17 protein-coding genes and 1 rRNA gene are annotated in these 17,187 nt (G+C 41.8%); all 18 read left to right on the top strand.

Annotated elements, in window-relative coordinates:
- Positions 1-127 precede the first annotated feature (127 nt).
- Positions 128-643, top strand: coding sequence for an acetyl-CoA carboxylase biotin carboxyl carrier protein (gene accB, locus EDD58_RS00090; RefSeq protein ID WP_131922810.1), 516 nt, complete (start codon positions 128-130; stop codon positions 641-643).
- A 19-nt stretch (positions 644-662) separates the two neighbouring features.
- A complete protein-coding gene (accC, locus tag EDD58_RS00085) occupies positions 663-2,027 on the top strand; it encodes an acetyl-CoA carboxylase biotin carboxylase subunit (RefSeq protein WP_131922809.1) in 1,365 nt (454 codons plus the stop codon).
- Between the two features lies 1 nt (position 2,028).
- The gene (locus tag EDD58_RS00080) at positions 2,029-2,424 is read left to right on the top strand and encodes an Asp23/Gls24 family envelope stress response protein (protein ID WP_243648592.1); all 396 of its coding nucleotides are present in this window, start codon (positions 2,029-2,031) and stop codon (positions 2,422-2,424) included.
- Positions 2,425-2,450: 26 nt separating this feature from the next.
- A complete protein-coding gene (amaP, locus tag EDD58_RS00075; protein ID WP_131922807.1) occupies positions 2,451-3,014 on the top strand; it encodes an alkaline shock response membrane anchor protein AmaP in 564 nt (187 codons plus the stop codon).
- Between the two features lie 15 nt (positions 3,015-3,029).
- A complete protein-coding gene (locus tag EDD58_RS00070) occupies positions 3,030-3,260 on the top strand; it encodes a DUF2273 domain-containing protein (protein WP_131922806.1) in 231 nt (76 codons plus the stop codon).
- A gap of 61 nt (positions 3,261-3,321) precedes the next feature.
- Entirely contained in the window at positions 3,322-3,741 is a 420-nt protein-coding gene (nusB, locus tag EDD58_RS00065; RefSeq protein ID WP_131922805.1) for a transcription antitermination factor NusB, read from the top strand.
- Positions 3,742-4,082: 341 nt separating this feature from the next.
- Positions 4,083-4,943 (top strand): bifunctional methylenetetrahydrofolate dehydrogenase/methenyltetrahydrofolate cyclohydrolase FolD, encoded by an 861-nt coding sequence (gene folD / locus EDD58_RS00060; protein ID WP_131922804.1) that lies wholly within the window; start codon positions 4,083-4,085, stop codon positions 4,941-4,943.
- 21 nt (positions 4,944-4,964) lie between these two features.
- Positions 4,965-6,326: an exodeoxyribonuclease VII large subunit gene (gene xseA, locus EDD58_RS00055; RefSeq protein WP_131922803.1), complete on the top strand. Its 1,362-nt coding sequence runs from the start codon at positions 4,965-4,967 to the stop codon at positions 6,324-6,326.
- Entirely contained in the window at positions 6,319-6,579 is a 261-nt protein-coding gene (gene xseB, locus EDD58_RS00050; RefSeq protein WP_131922802.1) for an exodeoxyribonuclease VII small subunit, read from the top strand. Before xseA ends, xseB begins: the two co-directional genes overlap by 8 nt.
- Positions 6,580-7,476, top strand: a complete 897-nt coding sequence (locus EDD58_RS00045; protein WP_131922801.1) for a polyprenyl synthetase family protein — start codon at positions 6,580-6,582, stop codon at positions 7,474-7,476.
- A gap of 499 nt (positions 7,477-7,975) precedes the next feature.
- Positions 7,976-9,859, top strand: a complete 1,884-nt coding sequence (dxs, locus tag EDD58_RS00040; RefSeq protein ID WP_131922800.1) for a 1-deoxy-D-xylulose-5-phosphate synthase — start codon at positions 7,976-7,978, stop codon at positions 9,857-9,859.
- Positions 9,860-9,871: 12 nt separating this feature from the next.
- Entirely contained in the window at positions 9,872-10,681 is an 810-nt protein-coding gene (locus tag EDD58_RS00035) for a TlyA family RNA methyltransferase (protein ID WP_131922799.1), read from the top strand.
- 96 nt (positions 10,682-10,777) lie between these two features.
- On the top strand, positions 10,778-11,314 hold the full coding sequence (locus tag EDD58_RS00030) for a hypothetical protein (protein WP_131922798.1): 537 nt from the start codon (positions 10,778-10,780) through the stop codon (positions 11,312-11,314).
- Between the two features lie 110 nt (positions 11,315-11,424).
- Positions 11,425-12,282: an NAD(+)/NADH kinase gene (locus EDD58_RS00025; protein WP_131922797.1), complete on the top strand. Its 858-nt coding sequence runs from the start codon at positions 11,425-11,427 to the stop codon at positions 12,280-12,282.
- A 22-nt stretch (positions 12,283-12,304) separates the two neighbouring features.
- The gene (ahrC, locus tag EDD58_RS00020; RefSeq protein WP_131922796.1) at positions 12,305-12,751 is read left to right on the top strand and encodes a transcriptional regulator AhrC/ArgR; all 447 of its coding nucleotides are present in this window, start codon (positions 12,305-12,307) and stop codon (positions 12,749-12,751) included.
- 12 nt (positions 12,752-12,763) lie between these two features.
- Entirely contained in the window at positions 12,764-14,470 is a 1,707-nt protein-coding gene (recN, locus tag EDD58_RS00015) for a DNA repair protein RecN (protein ID WP_131922795.1), read from the top strand.
- Between the two features lie 131 nt (positions 14,471-14,601).
- Positions 14,602-15,954 carry a SpoIVB peptidase gene (gene spoIVB / locus EDD58_RS00010; RefSeq protein ID WP_131923402.1) on the top strand — a complete coding sequence of 451 codons (1,353 nt, stop codon included), beginning with the start codon at positions 14,602-14,604 and terminating at the stop codon, positions 15,952-15,954.
- Positions 15,955-16,088: 134 nt separating this feature from the next.
- Positions 16,089-17,187 (top strand): 16S ribosomal RNA (locus EDD58_RS00005); the annotation flags it as partial.

Genomic DNA, 17,187 nt, shown 5'->3' with positions numbered 1-17,187 from the left:
CTGGAAAAAATGGAAAAAGTCCTGTAGACTCACAGGAGAAGGGGTGGTCAAACCACTAAAAAAACATTATGATAAAACCGTTACTGTTCATTTTATATAGAATGGTTCAATAAGGAGTGAGTGAATAATGGCGTTTAAAATGCATGAAATACGTGAACTCATCCGTTTAATTGATGAATCACAAATTGAAGAGTTTGAGATTGATAATGAAGGTGCGAAAGTTATTATTAAAAAAGCAGGGGATCGTTCTGCTGCAGTGAGCAGTGTTGAAGTAACTCCTGTGGTGCAACAAGCTCCATCTGTATCAGTTGCACCTGTAGTTACAAGTGCTGTAGCTCCTGTACAGGAACCGATAGTTACAGAAGCTCCCAAAGCCACAGAAGCTACTATAGAAGATGATCAATTACATAAGATTGTTTCCCCGATGGTAGGAACATTTTATCGTGCTCCTTCCCCAGACTCTGACCCATATGTGAAAGAAGGGGATAAAATTGAGGAAACCTCAATCGTATGTATTGTTGAAGCGATGAAATTAATGAATGAATTGGAAGCTGAAACAAAAGGTACTATTGTGAAGATTCTGGTGGAAAACGGTCAGTTGGTTGAATATGGGCAACCATTGTTCTTAGTCAAAGCCAACTGAGATGCTGGAGGGAAACCAGATGTTTAAAAAAGTATTAGTTGCAAACCGTGGAGAGATCGCAGTCAGAATTATTCGTGCTTGTCAGGAGTTAGGGATTAGTACAGTAGCTGTGTATTCAGAAGCAGATCGAGAAGCTTTACATGTGACATTAGCAGATGAAGCTTATTGTATAGGTCCCGCTTCTTCAAGAGATAGTTATCTCAATATGACTAACTTAATGAGTACGGCAACTTTGGTGGAGGCTGATGCCATTCACCCAGGATATGGCTTTTTGGCAGAGAATGCTGATTTTGCTGAGCTTTGTGCTGCTTGTGGTATTACGTTTATCGGTCCGAAACCTAATGCCATTGTCCAAATGGGGGATAAAACGACGGCGAGGGAAACGATGAAGGCCGCGGGGGTTCCTGTAGTTCCTGGGACAGAAGGTGTGATTGAGGATTTAGACGAAGCTGCAAAAATTGCCAATGAGATCGGTTATCCTGTCATTGTGAAGGCAACTGCTGGTGGTGGTGGGAAAGGCATGCGTATTGTTCACTCTGAAGAGGAATTAAAGCGTGCTGTTACCCTAGCTCAAAAAGAAGCTGAAGCTAATTTTGGTAATCCAGGTGTATACTTGGAGAAGTTTTTGGTACAACCAAGACACATTGAAATCCAAGTCCTTGCAGATAACTATGGAAACGTGATTCATTTAGGCGAGCGTGATTGCTCCATTCAGCGGCGCTACCAAAAGTTAATTGAAGAGGCACCATCTCCAGCATTAAATCTTGAACTTAGGGAGCGGATGGGACAGGCAGCGATTGCCGCAGCTCAGTCCGTTCAATATTCGGGTGCAGGGACAGTAGAATTTTTATTAGATAAAGACCATAATTTTTATTTCATGGAAATGAACACTCGGATTCAGGTTGAACATCCTGTCACTGAACTCATTACTGGGATCGACTTAGTCAAAGAACAAATTCGAGTAGCGGCAGGGATTCCGCTCTCTGTGACACAGGAACAAGTTCAATTTGACGGTTGGTCTATCGAGTGTCGGATCAATGCAGAACGCCCAGAAAAAAACTTTATGCCATCTCCAGGAACGATCCAATTTTATCTCCCACCAGGTGGTATAGGAGTTCGTGTAGATAGTGCTTGTTATCAAGGCTACAAAATTAGTCCTTTTTATGATTCTATGGTTGCGAAACTGATTGTTTGGGGTAAAGATCGTCAAGAAGCGCTTGATCGTATGAATCGTGCTTTAAAAGAGTTTGCGATCGACGGGGTGCATACTACGATCCCCTTCCATCTCAAATTAATTAATCATCCTAAGTTTGTTTCTGGTGATTTTCATATTCAGTTTTTAGAAACTACAAATCTAGATGAGGAGAGTTCCCGTGATGATTGAGATGAATAAATTGGATACGGGTCAATTAGGCAGAGTTGAAATTGCCCCTGAGGTGATTCAGATCATTTCGGGTTTATCTGCTACCCAAGTAGACGGGGTGATTAGCCTTAGTGGTGGAGTTGTAGATGACCTTAATCAGTTACTTGGTAGAAAAAACTTCCGTAAAGGAATTCGTGTTGATTTTGGAGAGCAACAAACAGTCATCGATTTAGCGATCGTTGTACAATATGGTTACAACATTCCTACTGTAGGTCGGGAAGTACAGGAAAAAGTTAAGACAGCAGTAGAAACAATGACTGGGTTAAATGTCGACCAAATTATTGTTCGTGTAGAAGGAATTAAGTTCCCACAAGCGGAAAAAGGAAAAGAGCAAGAAACACCCCATCGCGTTCGTTGATGAATGAAAGATAGGGGGGAACCAAGGTGGGTTGGTTGGATCGTCTTCTTTTATTATTATACAGTCTAGGGATCGCTGCTTTAGCGGTCTTTGGCTTTTTGTTCAGTTTTCAACTTCTAGTAGGTCCAGAGGAAATACAATCGGGTCTTACACAGTTTAATGATGACCCAAGCTTACGATGGGCGATCGCAGGCGTCAGTTTGTTTGTCTTTATCATCAGTTTACGTTTTATTTTTAAAGCGGTTATCAAGCAAAAAGAGATTGATTCTGGGGTGGACCGTGAGACTGAGATTGGACATATCCGAATCTCTCTTCGCTCCATCGAAAGCATTGCGGCAAAAGCAGCACGTCGAGTTAAAGGAGTTAGAGATCTTACTGCGCGTGTTCGCCATCGTACTAATGATTCTTCTGTTGGAATTGGTCTGAAAATTGTTGTAGATGGCGAAACCCCGATTCAACACTTGTCCGAACAGCTTCAATTAGTCGTGAAAGAGCAAGTGGAACAAATCGCAGGGGTTCAAGTGGATCAGGTTTCCGTTTATGTAGCACAAACGATTCAGCCTGATAAATCCCGAGTTCGTGTAGATTGAAGGTAGGGCTTGGAGATGGACAGGAAACTTATTGAAACGATTTGGTTACAATATGGAGGAAGAATTGCGGGTACTTTGATTGGCTTTATCTTGGGGCTTGTTTTTCTATTTGTAGGTTTTTGGAAGACCCTGTTTTTTGCCCTTTTAATTGGGTTAGGATTTTACATCGGCAAACAACTGGATCGGAAAGAAGATCTGAAGCAAATTCTTGAATCCATTCAGTTTGATAAGTGGATGCGCAAATAAGGGAGAAAAGCCGGACCCTACTTTAAAAAAGTGGATCCGGCTTCTTTTTGGGGGTTTAGTTATGAGTCGTAGAACTTCAAGAGAACATGCAATACAAGCACTGTATGAATGTGAGTTTCACCAAGATCAAGAAGAACAAGTGATCCAAAGACGGGGTTCCAGTTTACAAGGAGACGACGCTCAATTTTACTTGGATCTTGTACAAGGGATACAGGAACAGCAAGCTTCTATTGATCCTGTGATTCAACGCTTTTTAAAAGAAGGATGGTCATTATCTCGAATCCCTACGGTAGATCGAGCGATTTTGCGACTAGCTGTTTATGAATTACTATATCAGCCTGAAACACCTCAAGGAGCTATTTTGAATGAAGCTGTAGATTTGGGGAAATTTTTCAGTTCTGAGGAGTCAGGTCGTTTTATCAATGGGGTATTGGGAATGGTGGTTAAAGAAATCAATCAAATTAAGGCTGAAATCGAATAAATAAAAAAGGATCCAAGGACCCAGAGATTGTTGATAAGCGAGTGAGTTTGAGGCGACTAAAACTTTTTTAGTAATAGGTCTTCATCAAAAGGACTCTATTTCATTGATCACCTCTTTTGTCATCAATCTCAGGATCCATGGGTCCTTTTTTACTCCGTACACCTTTGTTGAATCAAGGGGACTTAGCTTTACACATCTAGTTGAAAAGGATAAACTGAAAAAATATGATACCACTGTGAGGTTGAAAGACCTTATGATTGATTCAGCTAAACTATCCTTAAGGGATGGGTATCAGGCAATGTAACAATCTCTAATTGTAATGAATAAAGGGTGTGTGAAAATTGGCGTACCAAGTGATCGATGGAAAAGCGATTGCACAACAAGTACGAAACGAACTAAAGCAAGAAGTTACCCATATACAAGGGCAAGGAATCATTCCAGGCTTGGCGGTAGTTTTAGTAGGTAATCACCCAGCCTCAGAATCTTATGTAAGAGGTAAAATACGTGCCTCTGCAGAAGTAGGGATTCATTCTGAATTAATTAGATTGAGTGAAGAAATTTCTGAGAAAGAACTCCTTGATCAAGTGAGAAAGTTAAATGCCGATCCTTCTATTCATGGGATATTAATCCAATTACCTTTACCTAAACAGATTGATCCTTCGCGTGTGATTGCCACCATTTCTCCAGAGAAGGATGTAGATGGGTTTACACCGATTAATGTAGGAAATTTAGTTATTGGAGAGGAAGCTTATCTTCCTTGTACACCAGCTGGTATTATGGAAATGCTCAAACGAAAACAAATTGATGTGGCTGGAAAGTATGCTGTTGTAGTTGGACGTAGCAATATTGTGGGTAAACCCATGGCACTTTTACTTCAACAGGCGAATGCGACGGTAACGATGTGTCATTCACGTACTGTGGATCTTGCTTCCTATACTCGCCAAGCAGATATTATTATTGCTGCTGTGGGAAAAGTAGATCTCATTAAGCCTGAACATGTGAAATCAGGAGCCGTTGTCATCGATGTAGGGATGAACCGAAATGCTGAAGGGAAACTATGTGGAGATGTAGACTTTGCGAATGTAGCACCACTTACTTCAGCGATTACTCCAGTTCCAGGAGGCGTAGGTCCGATGACGATTGCCATGTTGCTTCACAATACTGTAAAATCAGCCAAATGGCATTTTGAACAGAAAGCATAGGTTAAGAAATGGGGAGATAAAATGAATCAACAGCAGAAGGATGTTTGGTCTGTTACCGATTTAGTCTCCTATGTAGTTCAAAAGCTAGACTCTGACGAGCGATTAAAGGGAGTTTGGGTTGAAGGGGAGATTTCCAACTTCTCACAACATACAAAAAGTCGTCATATGTATTTTACATTGAAAGATGAGACGGCAAAAATAAAAGCGGCTATGTTTGCTGGGAATAATCGTAGACTTCGCTTTATGCCTAAAGATGGAGACCGTGTCTTAGTCAAAGGGTACCTTTCGATGTATGAACGGGAAGGGCAAGTACAGTTTTATGTTCAGACTATGCGATCCAATGGTGAAGGAGATCTTTATCTCGCTTTCCAAAGGCTAAAAGAGAGACTCGAAGCTGAAGGTTTGTTCTCTCTCCCTAAAAAATCGATCCCTTTGTTTCCTAAAACTGTTGGAGTGATCACCTCACCTAGCGGTGCTGCGGTTCGTGATATTATCATTACGATGCGACGTCGTTATCCACTCACACAGATTCTTCTCTATCCTGTATCGGTTCAAGGAGATCAAGCACCTAGTGAAATTGTACAAGCGATTGAGCAGATGAATTTGCGACAGGAAGTGGATGTTCTGATTGTGGGTCGAGGCGGAGGTTCGATCGAAGAACTGTGGGCTTTTAATGAAGAGATCGTAGCAAGAAGTATTGCTCAGTCTGTCATTCCCGTTATTTCTGCTGTTGGTCATGAGACAGATACAACGATTAGTGATTTTATTGCTGATCAACGAGCGGCCACACCTACTGCTGCTGCGGAGATGGTTGTCCCTCATATAGAAGATCTTCGAGAGCGTGTGCGATCCCTAGAACAACGACTGCTCAACGCACAAATGACTTTACTTGATAAGTATCAACAACGAGTCAAAAAAAGTGTTGAACGTCCCATTTTTCAATATCCTGAGGCTCGCTTACTTCAATATGCTCAGCAATTAGATCATCTTGAGTCAGGATTAGAGCGAGCGATTCATCTATGGCAAACTCAGCGAACCCATCAGATTGAGCAACTAAGATATCGTTTGCAAATGGAACACCCAGCTCGTCACATCACCCAAATTCGAGAGCGGATTGGGCATCTCTATTGGGAACAACATCAGCAGATCAAGACTCAGATCAAAGATCGGAGAGCGAAATGGGAACAACTCCTATCACAATTGGATGCATTGAGTCCACTTAAAGTGATGAACAGAGGATATTCCATCGTACAACGTTATCATTCGAAAGAACTTATTAAGTCTAGCCAGCAAGTTCAGCCTGGTGACCTCGTAAATATACGATTGGCTGATGGACAAGTAAGCTGTCAAGTCTTTAAATCGGAGGGAACTACGCATGAGTGAACCAAAAGATTTATCTGCGCTCGAATCGCTGCCTTTTGAAAAAGCGCTCGAGCGGCTTGAAGAAGTGGTACGTTTGTTGGAAAAAGGGGATGCTCCACTCGAAGAGGCGATTCAACTATTTGATGAGGGCATGAAACTGGCACATCTATGCGGCAAAAAGTTAGAGTGGGCAGAACAACAGGTGGAAATGTTAGTCAAAGAAAACGGAGAGTGGATGAAAAGAACCTTTAAACCAGAGGAGGAACTAGAGTAAGTGGAGAGGATTCAAAGCTATATAAAAGAAAATGCTAAATGGGTCCATGAGACTTTGGATCAATATACCCTAAACTTGGATGGGGTTCCTGAAACCTTATTAGAGTCAATGCGTTATTCTTTGTTAGCTGGAGGAAAACGGCTTCGTCCCGTCTTGGCTCTAGCTACGACAGAAGCATGTGGAGAAGAAAAAGAAAAAGCTCTTCCATTCGCATGTGCAATTGAAATGATTCATACTTACTCCTTAATCCATGATGATCTACCTTCGATGGATAATGATGATTATCGACGGGGTAAGCTAACAAATCATAAGGTTTTTGGTGAAGCTCAAGCTATTTTGGCAGGAGATGCCTTGTTGACGGAAGCTTTTGGACTGATGGCCTCTGGAGCTAAACAAGCAAAGTTATCAGCGGAAACAGCTCTCACCATTATCGAGGAAGGCGTTCGATCTTCAGGAGCAAGGGGGATGGTTGGAGGTCAAGTGATTGATCTTCTTAGTGAAAATCGTCCTATTTCTTTGGTGGAGTTGGAAAAGATTCATCAACATAAGACAAGTGACTTAATTGCATTTTCCGTACGTACAGGAGCTCTTCTATCAGGAGTTTCAAGAGAAACGTTACAAGCACTCACTCGGTTTGCTTATGGCTTGGGACTCGCATTCCAGATCCAAGATGATATTCTTGATGTGATTGGTGATCAAGAATTAATCGGAAAGCCAGTGGGAAGCGATGAAGAAAAACATAAAGCCACTTATCCTTCCTTACTTGGACTGGATGAATCAAGAAAAAAATTAGCTGAAATTACTGAGCAGGCAAAAGCTGAATTACTCGATTCTGATGTGGTGAATCCTGAATATTTACTTGGGATTGCTGATTACTTATTATCCAGAGATCGTTAATTTGTGTGAAGTGCTAAAGAGTAAACCTTGTGCTATAATAAATATGCTAAAATAGAGTGATGCAGTATTCTAGTAAGTCCCGCATTGTGAAAGCGGTGCTGTTGAGGAAAACTTCTAGACTGTTGTCTTTGATGACATATTGATCCATGGATATTCAAGTATAAACGAAGTAGTTGTTAATCGAGTGATGGGTGCAACGTAAATAAACTTTTGCTTGGCAACCATAAGAATGCCACCTTGGGAGATTTACGTAACACCTAAAACAAATCGTTTACTTGATCGTAATTATTGTAGGGTTCGTCCAGAAAAATTATATAAGGACGGGGATTCCGTCTTTCAGTGATGAACCGGTCCGACCTTGAGACCGGCATTTTTCTGGAATACTTTGTAGTAAAGGATCTATTCCATGTCATATTTGGATTGCATCAAGAAAATCCTTGATTACATTTATTTATCCTAAATTTTGAGAAGAAAAGAAAGCGAAAGCGAGGCGTTCTTCGTGCTCCTCGAACAGATTAATTCGCCAGACAAGTTAAAGCAGTTGTCTGTAGAGGAACTTCCTATGTTGGCGAATGAAATTAGAAAATTTTTGATAGAGAGTCTTTCGGTTACAGGGGGTCATTTGTCCTCTAACCTGGGTGTTGTTGAATTAACCATTGCTCTTCACTACTTGTTTGATAGCCCCAAAGATAAGTTTTTGTGGGATGTAGGGCATCAAGCCTATGTGCATAAGATTCTAACAGGTAGAAGGGAGCAATTCCCTACATTACGTCAATATAAAGGGCTATGCGGTTTTCCAAAGATGAGAGAAAGTGAGCATGACGTTTGGGAAACAGGACATAGTAGTACATCTCTGTCTGGAGCTATGGGAATGGCTGCTGCAAGAGATCTTTTGGGAGAAAACTATAAAGTGATCCCCATCATTGGTGATGGTGCTTTAACAGGCGGAATGGCTTTAGAAGCATTAAACCATATTGGTGAAGAGAAAAAAGATATGATTGTGATCTTAAATGATAATGAGATGTCGATTAGCCCGAACGTAGGTGCTTTGCATAATCATTTAGGACGCCTTCGTACCCATAAAGGTTATAACAAAGTGAAGGAAGAGGTTGAATATCTCCTTAAAAAGATCCCGACTGTCGGACAACCTTTTGCCAAAACATTAGAACGAATTAAAGATAGTCTCAAATATTTAGTCGTTTCGGGTGTCTTTTTTGAAACACTTGGGTTTACCTATTTGGGTCCTGTTAATGGGCATCAATTGGATGAGTTAATGGAAAGCCTACGCCAAGCTTCACACACGAAAGGACCTGTTCTGGTTCATGTGGTGACTAAAAAAGGTCAGGGGTATAAACCAGCAGAAGAAGATTCCACCGTATACCATGGCGTAGGTACCTATAAGATTGAATCTGGTGCTTTTAAAAAGGGGACTGGAGGAGCTCCTGCGTATCCTGCGATGTTTGGTAAAACACTTATACGCTTAGCAGAAAAAGACCCTAAAATCGTTGCAGTTACACCTGCTATGATAACAGGCTCCAAGTTGGATCAATTCCAAGAAAAGTTTCCCGAGCGTTGTGTGGATGTGGGAATTGCTGAACAACACGCTGTAACGTATGCCGCTGGATTAGCTACTCAGGGTATGAAGCCTGTACTGGCGATTTATTCAACATTCTTGCAACGGGGCTATGATCAATTAGTCCATGATGTGGCACGACAAAATCTAAATGTAGTGTTTGCCGTAGACCGAGCTGGATTTGTTGGTGAAGATGGTGAAACGCATCATGGAGTGTATGATATCAGCTTTATGCGAAACCAACCGAATATGGTCATCATGATGCCTAAAGATGAGAATGAATTTCAACATATGTTGTATACAGCTACTCAATATAATGATGGACCTATTGCTGTTCGCTACTCCAAAAACGCTGGCTTAGGTGTCTCGTTGGATGATGAATTTAAGCTCATTCCAATTGGAAAGTCGGAAGTGATTCGTCCCGGAAATGATATCGCATTATTAGCTTTTGGAACGATGGTGGAAGTGGCCGCAAAAGCAGCCGACTTGTTAGAATGCCAAGGGATTCAAGCGCGAGTCATTAATGCACGTTTTGTAAAGCCATTGGACGAAGAAATGCTAAATCAACTTGCTGAAGAAAAAATCCCAATCATCACGATTGAAGAAGGAACATTAGTAGGTGGATTTGGTAGTGCAGTATTGGAGTACTATGCTCAACATCACCAGTTGGGTATGAATATTCGAACTTTGGGGATTCCCGATTATTATGTGGAGCATGGAAGTGTTCAACAACAGAGAGAAGAAGTTGGATTAACTCCTGAGAATGTTGCGGATACTGTTCATAAGATGCTACCATTAAAAAAACAATGAGCATGAGGGTTTATTGTGGAAAAAGAGCGGATCGATAACTTATTAGTGAGTAAGGGATTTTTTTCAAGTCGACAACAAGCCCAACGATCCATCATGGCTGGACTGGTTCTTGTGAATCAAGAACGAATTGATAAACCAGGAACTAAAGTATCTGTAGATGCCAAAATTACTCTAAAGGGACAATTACATCCCTATGTAAGTAGAGGCGGATTAAAATTAGAAGAAGCACTGCGCGTCTTTCCCATCCGAGTGGAGGGACGCGTGATGTTAGATATAGGATCATCGACAGGTGGATTTACGGATTGTGCTTTACAACAAGGTGTAAAACAAGTGTATGCGATTGATGTAGGATATGGTCAACTGGCTTGGAAACTAAGACAAGATCCTCGCGTGATTGTTATGGAACGAACCAATTTTCGTTATGTATCTACAGAACAGTTAACGGGTGATTCTCCCAATCTGGCAACCATTGATGTTTCTTTTATTTCACTCTCTCATATTCTTCCTAATTTGAAGCGGCTTTTGCTGCCTGAGGGAGAAGTGGTGGCCCTTGTTAAGCCGCAATTCGAAGCGGGACGTGATCAAGTAGGTAAAAAAGGAATCATCAGAGACCCATCTATTCATCAACGTGTATTAGAATCATTTGTTCAATTTGCACAAGAAGAAGGATATGAAGTCAGAGGATTGGTACCATCACCGATTCAAGGTGGAGAAGGGAATATAGAGTTTCTTGCTTATCTGGTCCTTCATCCTTCACAGAAAATGGCAAGTCGCATTGATGTCGCCGAGATTGTCAAACAAGCCCATCATCGTTTTGATTAAAAGGTGTTCTTTATTCTTTTTAATAAAAATAATGGTGGAAGAAGGTTTCTTTATTATGGCTGCGAATTAGTAGGATAGGTAAAGGAGGGAAGTCGGTTGTCTAAACCAGGCGATACCTTAGTACTTATCTTGCTAGTCGGAGTCATCTTCTACTTTTTATTAAGAAAATGGTTACCTGTTCGTTTTTCCCAATCATTACTCCAAGAGCCTCCCCAAGATGAAGAGGATCAAATTCAAGGAGAAGTTCCTCGGTTTCTTAGTAATTACGGTTATGAAGTTGTTCGCCGTAAAGAAAAAGTACCTATTTCGATTCAAGTTGATGAACAAGTTTATGAAAGTCGACTATTTGTCGACTATATTGCTAAATTGGGTGATGAATGGTATCTGGTCATCTTGGCAAAAGAACGAAAACCACTTCGCATTTCAGGACCTGCTCTACGTGACTTTTTTCTCTCCTACTTTCTTCTTTACCAACCTAAGGGTATATTATATGTTGACCTTGAAAAAGAAAAGTTCAAAGTGATTCGGATCGATGTGCCAGATCTAACTTTTCAAGAAAAAAAAGGATTCAATTGGTTGTATCTGATAACTTTTGTTCTGGGATTTGGACTCGCTCTGTTTATTTTTTTATAGATTCCAGAGTACACCAGATATGGTTATTCAGAATTATGTTTTATGGTTGGAGTAGATCTTCTTAAAAAAATCACGCATCTTAAGTCTATGACAAACTGGAGTGGAGATAGATGAAAAAGGTTGGTATTACTGTTAATCAGAGTAAACCCAAAGCTCGTGAGCTAGCAGGTCAATTGGTACAACTTCTTGAGTCGAGACAATGTGAAGTGATTGTTGAACCAGAAGTAGCTCAAGAATTGGGACGCTCCGAGCTAGGAGTTCAATTGGAGCAATTTCCCCATAAGGTCGATTTGGTTTTTGTATTGGGTGGTGATGGAACACTATTAGGAATCGCGCGGAAGTTTGCAGCTTATCACCTTCCTATTTTAGGGATTAATGTCGGTCATTTGGGCTTTCTCTCAGAAGCAGAACCTTCCAATTTGTCTTATGCCGTGGATCGGATTTTAACAGGAGATTTTTACATAGAAGAACGCGTAATGATTACAGCTGAACTCGTTCGTGATGGAAAAGTAATTGAGCAAGATACAGCTCTTAATGATGTTGGTGTAGCGAAAGGTTCATTTCGACGTATGATCACCTGCGAGGTGAGAATGAATGGAATGCGACTAGGGACATTTTCTGGAGATGGTGTAATCGTTTCCACACCTACAGGCTCTACTGCCTATTCTTTATCATGTGGAGGTCCCATTGTTTATCCCGGCGTACAAACTCTCTTGTTGACTCCGATCTGCCCTCATACGCTAACCTCACGCCCAATGGTTTTACCTGCTGATTCTGTATTGGAAGTGCAAGTTTCGGCTTTACACCAAGATATGGGTTTGACGATTGATGGACAACTTGGATACAGTTTGCAAGCTGGGGATGTGGTTCGAGTAAAACGTTCTCCTTATCATACACTTCTGATTAAATGGAAAGAACGCACTTTTTTTGAAGTGCTAAGAAAAAAGCTTCAGGGGGAAAGTAACTGATAATAAAGGGATGGAGGCAACTATGAAACCGCAAAGACATATAAAAATACGTGAAATTATAGCCAATCAAGATATTGAAACACAAGATGAATTAGTAGAGGAATTAAAAAAAGCAGGTTATAATGTGACTCAAGCGACTGTTTCAAGGGATATCAAAGAACTACATTTGGTAAAGGTTCCTACTAACAATGGGCTATATAAATATTCACTACCAGCGGATCGACGGTTTAATCCAGCTCAAAAGTTAAAAAGAATTTTGCAGGAATCATTTATCAGTATTGATTATAGTGAAAATCTGATCGTTTTAAAGACTCTTCCAGGTAATGCACATGCAGTAGGGGCTTTATTAGATAACTTGGATTGGAATGAAGTGATCGGTACCTTGGCTGGAGATGACACCATTTTGGTGATTTGTCGAAACAAAGAGATAGCACCGGAAATTGTAGAGCGATTTATCGAAATGCTTTAGGAGTAGATGCTGATGTTGCGGGAATTATCCATTCGCCAATTTGCGATCATTGAAGAGTTAGAACTCTCTTTTGCACAAGAAGGTTTTCATGTTTTGACTGGTGAAACAGGTGCAGGAAAGTCAATATTAATCGATGCTTTGGGGTTAGTTGCAGGTGGACGGGCTTCTTCAGAATTTGTTCGTCATGGTTCCCAAAAAGCTGAAATTGAGGCTTTATTTGAGCTCGCTCCCACTCATCCAGTTCGTCCCCTATTAGTGGAGTGGGGGTTAGATGAAGATGTGGATATTCTTTTGATTCGTAGGGAGATCACAGCGAATGGGAAAAGCACATGTCGAATCAATGGACGAATGGTCACTTTAGCCATGTTGAAGCAGATTGGAAGAAAATTAATCGATATTTCGGGTCAACATGAGCATCAGTCATTACTTCATATTGATGAACATTTGGAATGGCTAGACCAATTTGGTGGTGAGTGGATTCTTCCACTGCGACGCCAATACGAAGAAAAATATCAACAATTTCAAAAAATAGAAAAAGAAATAAAGCGATTAAGTATTGATCAAAAAGAAATCGCACAACGAATGGATCTATATCAATTCCAGTTAGAAGAGATCCAATCAGCACAGTTAGTTGCAGGTGAAGATGAGGAGTTAGAAAGAGAACAGAATCGTTTAGCTCATGCCGAAAAGTTGATGAGCCATACAGTTCGTGCATACGAACATTTGTATGCTGAACAAGGAGGCTTAGATCATTTACAAAAAGCGTTGACTCATATGGAAGAGATTGCAGAGATTGATTCTTCTTTAAACTATTTAAATGATATAGTTCAATCAGCCTATTACCAATTGGATGACGTAGCCCGTCATTTGGGAAGATATCGAGATGAGATTGAATTTGATCCAGTGCGTTTAAACCAAGTAGAAGAGCGACTTCATCTGATTAAACAGTGTAAGCGTAAATATGGAGACACGATCGAGGAGATTCTGGAATATGGCGGAAAGATTGAAGATGAGCTAGAACGACTCACCCATCGAGATGAGCAGGAAACAGAGTTACTTGATCAGTTGGAGTTGCTTCGCCCTCAACTCACTGAGCTTGCTCAGGAACTTACTATACGTCGCAAAAAAATAGCCACTCAATTACAGGCGAAAGTGGAACAAGAACTTGCTGACTTAAATATGGGGTCTACCATTTTTCATGTGGCTTTTCGTCAAGATGACCTTCGCTCTCCGCAGTTACAAGCAACAGGAATAGACCAAATTGAATTTCTCATTGCTCCCAACCCAGGTGAACCATTACGCCCACTAGCTAAAATTGCTTCAGGTGGAGAATTGTCTCGAATCATGTTGGCTTTAAAAGTCATTTTTACCGATATACAGGAAATTCATACGTTGATTTTTGATGAAGTAGATACTGGAGTCAGTGGGCGAGCCGCACAAGCAATTGCTGAAAAAATAGCTGTGCTAGCTAGGAATCATCAAGTTCTCTGCGTAACTCATTTGCCTCAAGTTGCTTGTATGGCAGATCATCACCTGTATATTTTTAAAGAAACTACATCATATTCTACAAAGACAAAAGTAGATCCTTTGGATCATGAAGGACGAACCCATGAACTAGCTCGTTTACTGGGAGGCGTAGAGGTTACTCAAAAGACCAGAGAACACGCTGAAGAAATGTTGCGTTTGGCAGACCAGGTAAAAAAGGTAATCCTTTCGTGATAACAGCTTTGATCCAAGGATCAAAGCTTATTTTTTTATACCTTATAAAATGTCGGGGTTTCGGTTAACTTAACACTACATGGTAACCTCATGGCGGAGGGAAGGCGGGATGCGCAGGAGAGTGGTGGATGTTGCAGAAGCAAAACAAGAAAAAATGGTTAGGTTTTCTTTTAGTTCTTCTTATGGTTTTAGGTACAACGACAACAGCTTTTCGTCAGTTTACCCATTTCCCTGCTGAGATCCGTTTGTTTCAGGGGCAACTGGAACAGCTTCACTTAGGTATGCCTGTATCAGCTACAGCTACGATTTCCAATCCGAATATTGTTAAGGTGAATGGATCGCCTCAATCACATGTACCCGTAGATTTACACCATCCACTTACTATTTTGTCACATCAAGCTGGGGAAACACTTCTTACCTTAAAATTATTTGGTACCTTTCCGATAAAAAAAGTGAATGTAAGTGTTTACCCGGATGTAAAAGTCATCCCAGGTGGTCAATCGATTGGAGTCAAATTAAAGTCATCTGGAGCTTTAGTCGTAGGACATCATTTGGTCCAAAGTTCTTCGGGTAACCAGTCTCCAGGAGAACGAGCTGATATTCGAGTTGGAGACTATTTAACTCATTTAAACGGAAAGAAGATTGAGAAATTAGGGGATGTGAGTCAGGCCACCCATCTGGCTGGAAGTAAAAATAAACAGTTACAAATTACTTTGTTTCGAAATGGAAAACAGAAAAATGTAATGATCCAACCAGAGCTTGACAAAAAAGAAAATGTATTTCGATTGGGGCTTTATATTCGTGATTCAGCTGCAGGAGTAGGCACTCTTACTTTTTTTGATCCCAAACATCAAGTCTATGGTGCATTAGGCCATGTCATCACTGATCTGGATACAGGACAACCGATTAGGGTTGGAAATGGGAAAATTATTCAATCCAATGTAACATCGATCCAAAAAGGGGAATCTGGAGAACCTGGGGAAAAAAGAGCAATTTTTTTCCGGGAAGATCAGGTATTAGGAAATATCACGAAGAATACTCCCTTTGGTATTTTTGGAAGTATGAAAGGTGTACCTCAAGGGGTTGAAAGAAAACCGATTCCAATTGCTTTTGCTGAACAAGTGAAAGAAGGTCCAGCGAAGATTTTAACCGTTGTTGAAGGACAAAAGGTTGAAGCTTTTGATATACAAATCAATCATGTCTTGCGTCAAAAGTTCCCTGCCACCAAAGGTTTAATCATTAAAGTGACTGATCCACGACTCTTAGACAAAACAGGGGGGATTGTCCAAGGGATGAGTGGAAGTCCTATTATTCAAGATGGTAAATTGATTGGTGCTGTCACACATGTTTTTGTTAATGACCCTACTTCAGGTTATGGAACATTTATTGAGTGGATGCTTCAAGATGCAGGTGCTTTTCAGCCAACAGCGGATACCTTACCAGGGTCCGCTGTTTTTTATAAAAAAGTGTTGACATTCATTTAATAGCGTGATAAATTATTACTTGTCGCCGCAAGATGGTGACAAAAGAAAATAGCTTCACATGAAAGTGTTCCTTGAAAACTAAAGAGTGAAACCATGACCTGTTAATTTTTTGAGAGCATAGAATCAAACAACCATTCTTGGAGAGTTTGATCCTGGCTCAGGACGAACGCTGGCGGCGTGCCTAATACATGCAAGTCGAGCGGGGAGCTTCGGCTCCTAGCGGCGAACGGGTGAGTAACACGTGGGCAACCTGCCCGCAAGCTCGGGATAACTTCGGGAAACCGGAGCTAATACCGGATACGCTTTTCCTCCGCATGGAGGAAAAGGGAAAGACTTCGGTCGCTTGCGGATGGGCCCGCGGCGCATTAGCTAGTTGGTGAGGTAACGGCTCACCAAGGCAACGATGCGTAGCCGACCTGAGAGGGTGACCGGCCACACTGGGACTGAGACACGGCCCAGACTCCTACGGGAGGCAGCAGTAGGGAATTTTCCGCAATGGGCGAAAGCCTGACGGAGCAACGCCGCGTGAGTGATGACGGCCTTCGGGTTGTAAAACTCTGTTCTGAAGGAAGAAGTCCTGACGGTACTTCAGGAGAAAGCCCCGGCTAACTACGTGCCAGCAGCCGCGGTAATACGTAGGGGGCAAGCGTTGTCCGGATTTATTGGGCGTAAAGCGCGCGCAGGCGGCTCTTTAAGTCAGGTGTGAAAGGCTGCGGCTCAACCGCAGAGCTGCACCTGAAACTGGGGAGCTTGAGTACAGGAGAGGAGAGTGGAATTCCCGGTGTAGCGGTGGAATGCGTAGAGATCGGGAGGAACACCAGTGGCGAAGGCGACTCTCTGGACTGTAACTGACGCTGAGGCGCGAAAGCGTGGGGAGCGAACAGGATTAGATACCCTGGTAGTCCACGCCGTAAACGATGAGTGCTAGGTGTTGGGGATTTCCCTCCTCAGTGCCGAAGTTAACACATTAAGCACTCCGCCTGGGGAGTACGGCCGCAAGGCTGAAACTCAAAGGAATTGACGGGGGCCCGCACAAGCGGTGGAGCATGTGGTTTAATTCGAAGCAACGCGAAGAACCTTACCAGGGCTTGACATCCCGCTGATCGGTCTAGAGATAGACCTTCCCTTCGGGGCAGCGGTGACAGGTGGTGCATGGTTGTCGTCAGCTCGTGTCGTGAGATGTTGGGTTCAGTCCCGCAACGAGCGCAACCCTTATCTTTAGTTGCCAGCATT

It is taken from the genome of Hazenella coriacea, from assembly GCF_004341825.1.
In the GTDB taxonomy this organism is placed as follows: Bacteria; Bacillota; Bacilli; order Thermoactinomycetales; family Thermoactinomycetaceae; genus Hazenella; species Hazenella coriacea.
Note: the sequence above shows the minus strand (reverse complement) of the source record. Positions and strands in the feature narration are given on the sequence as shown.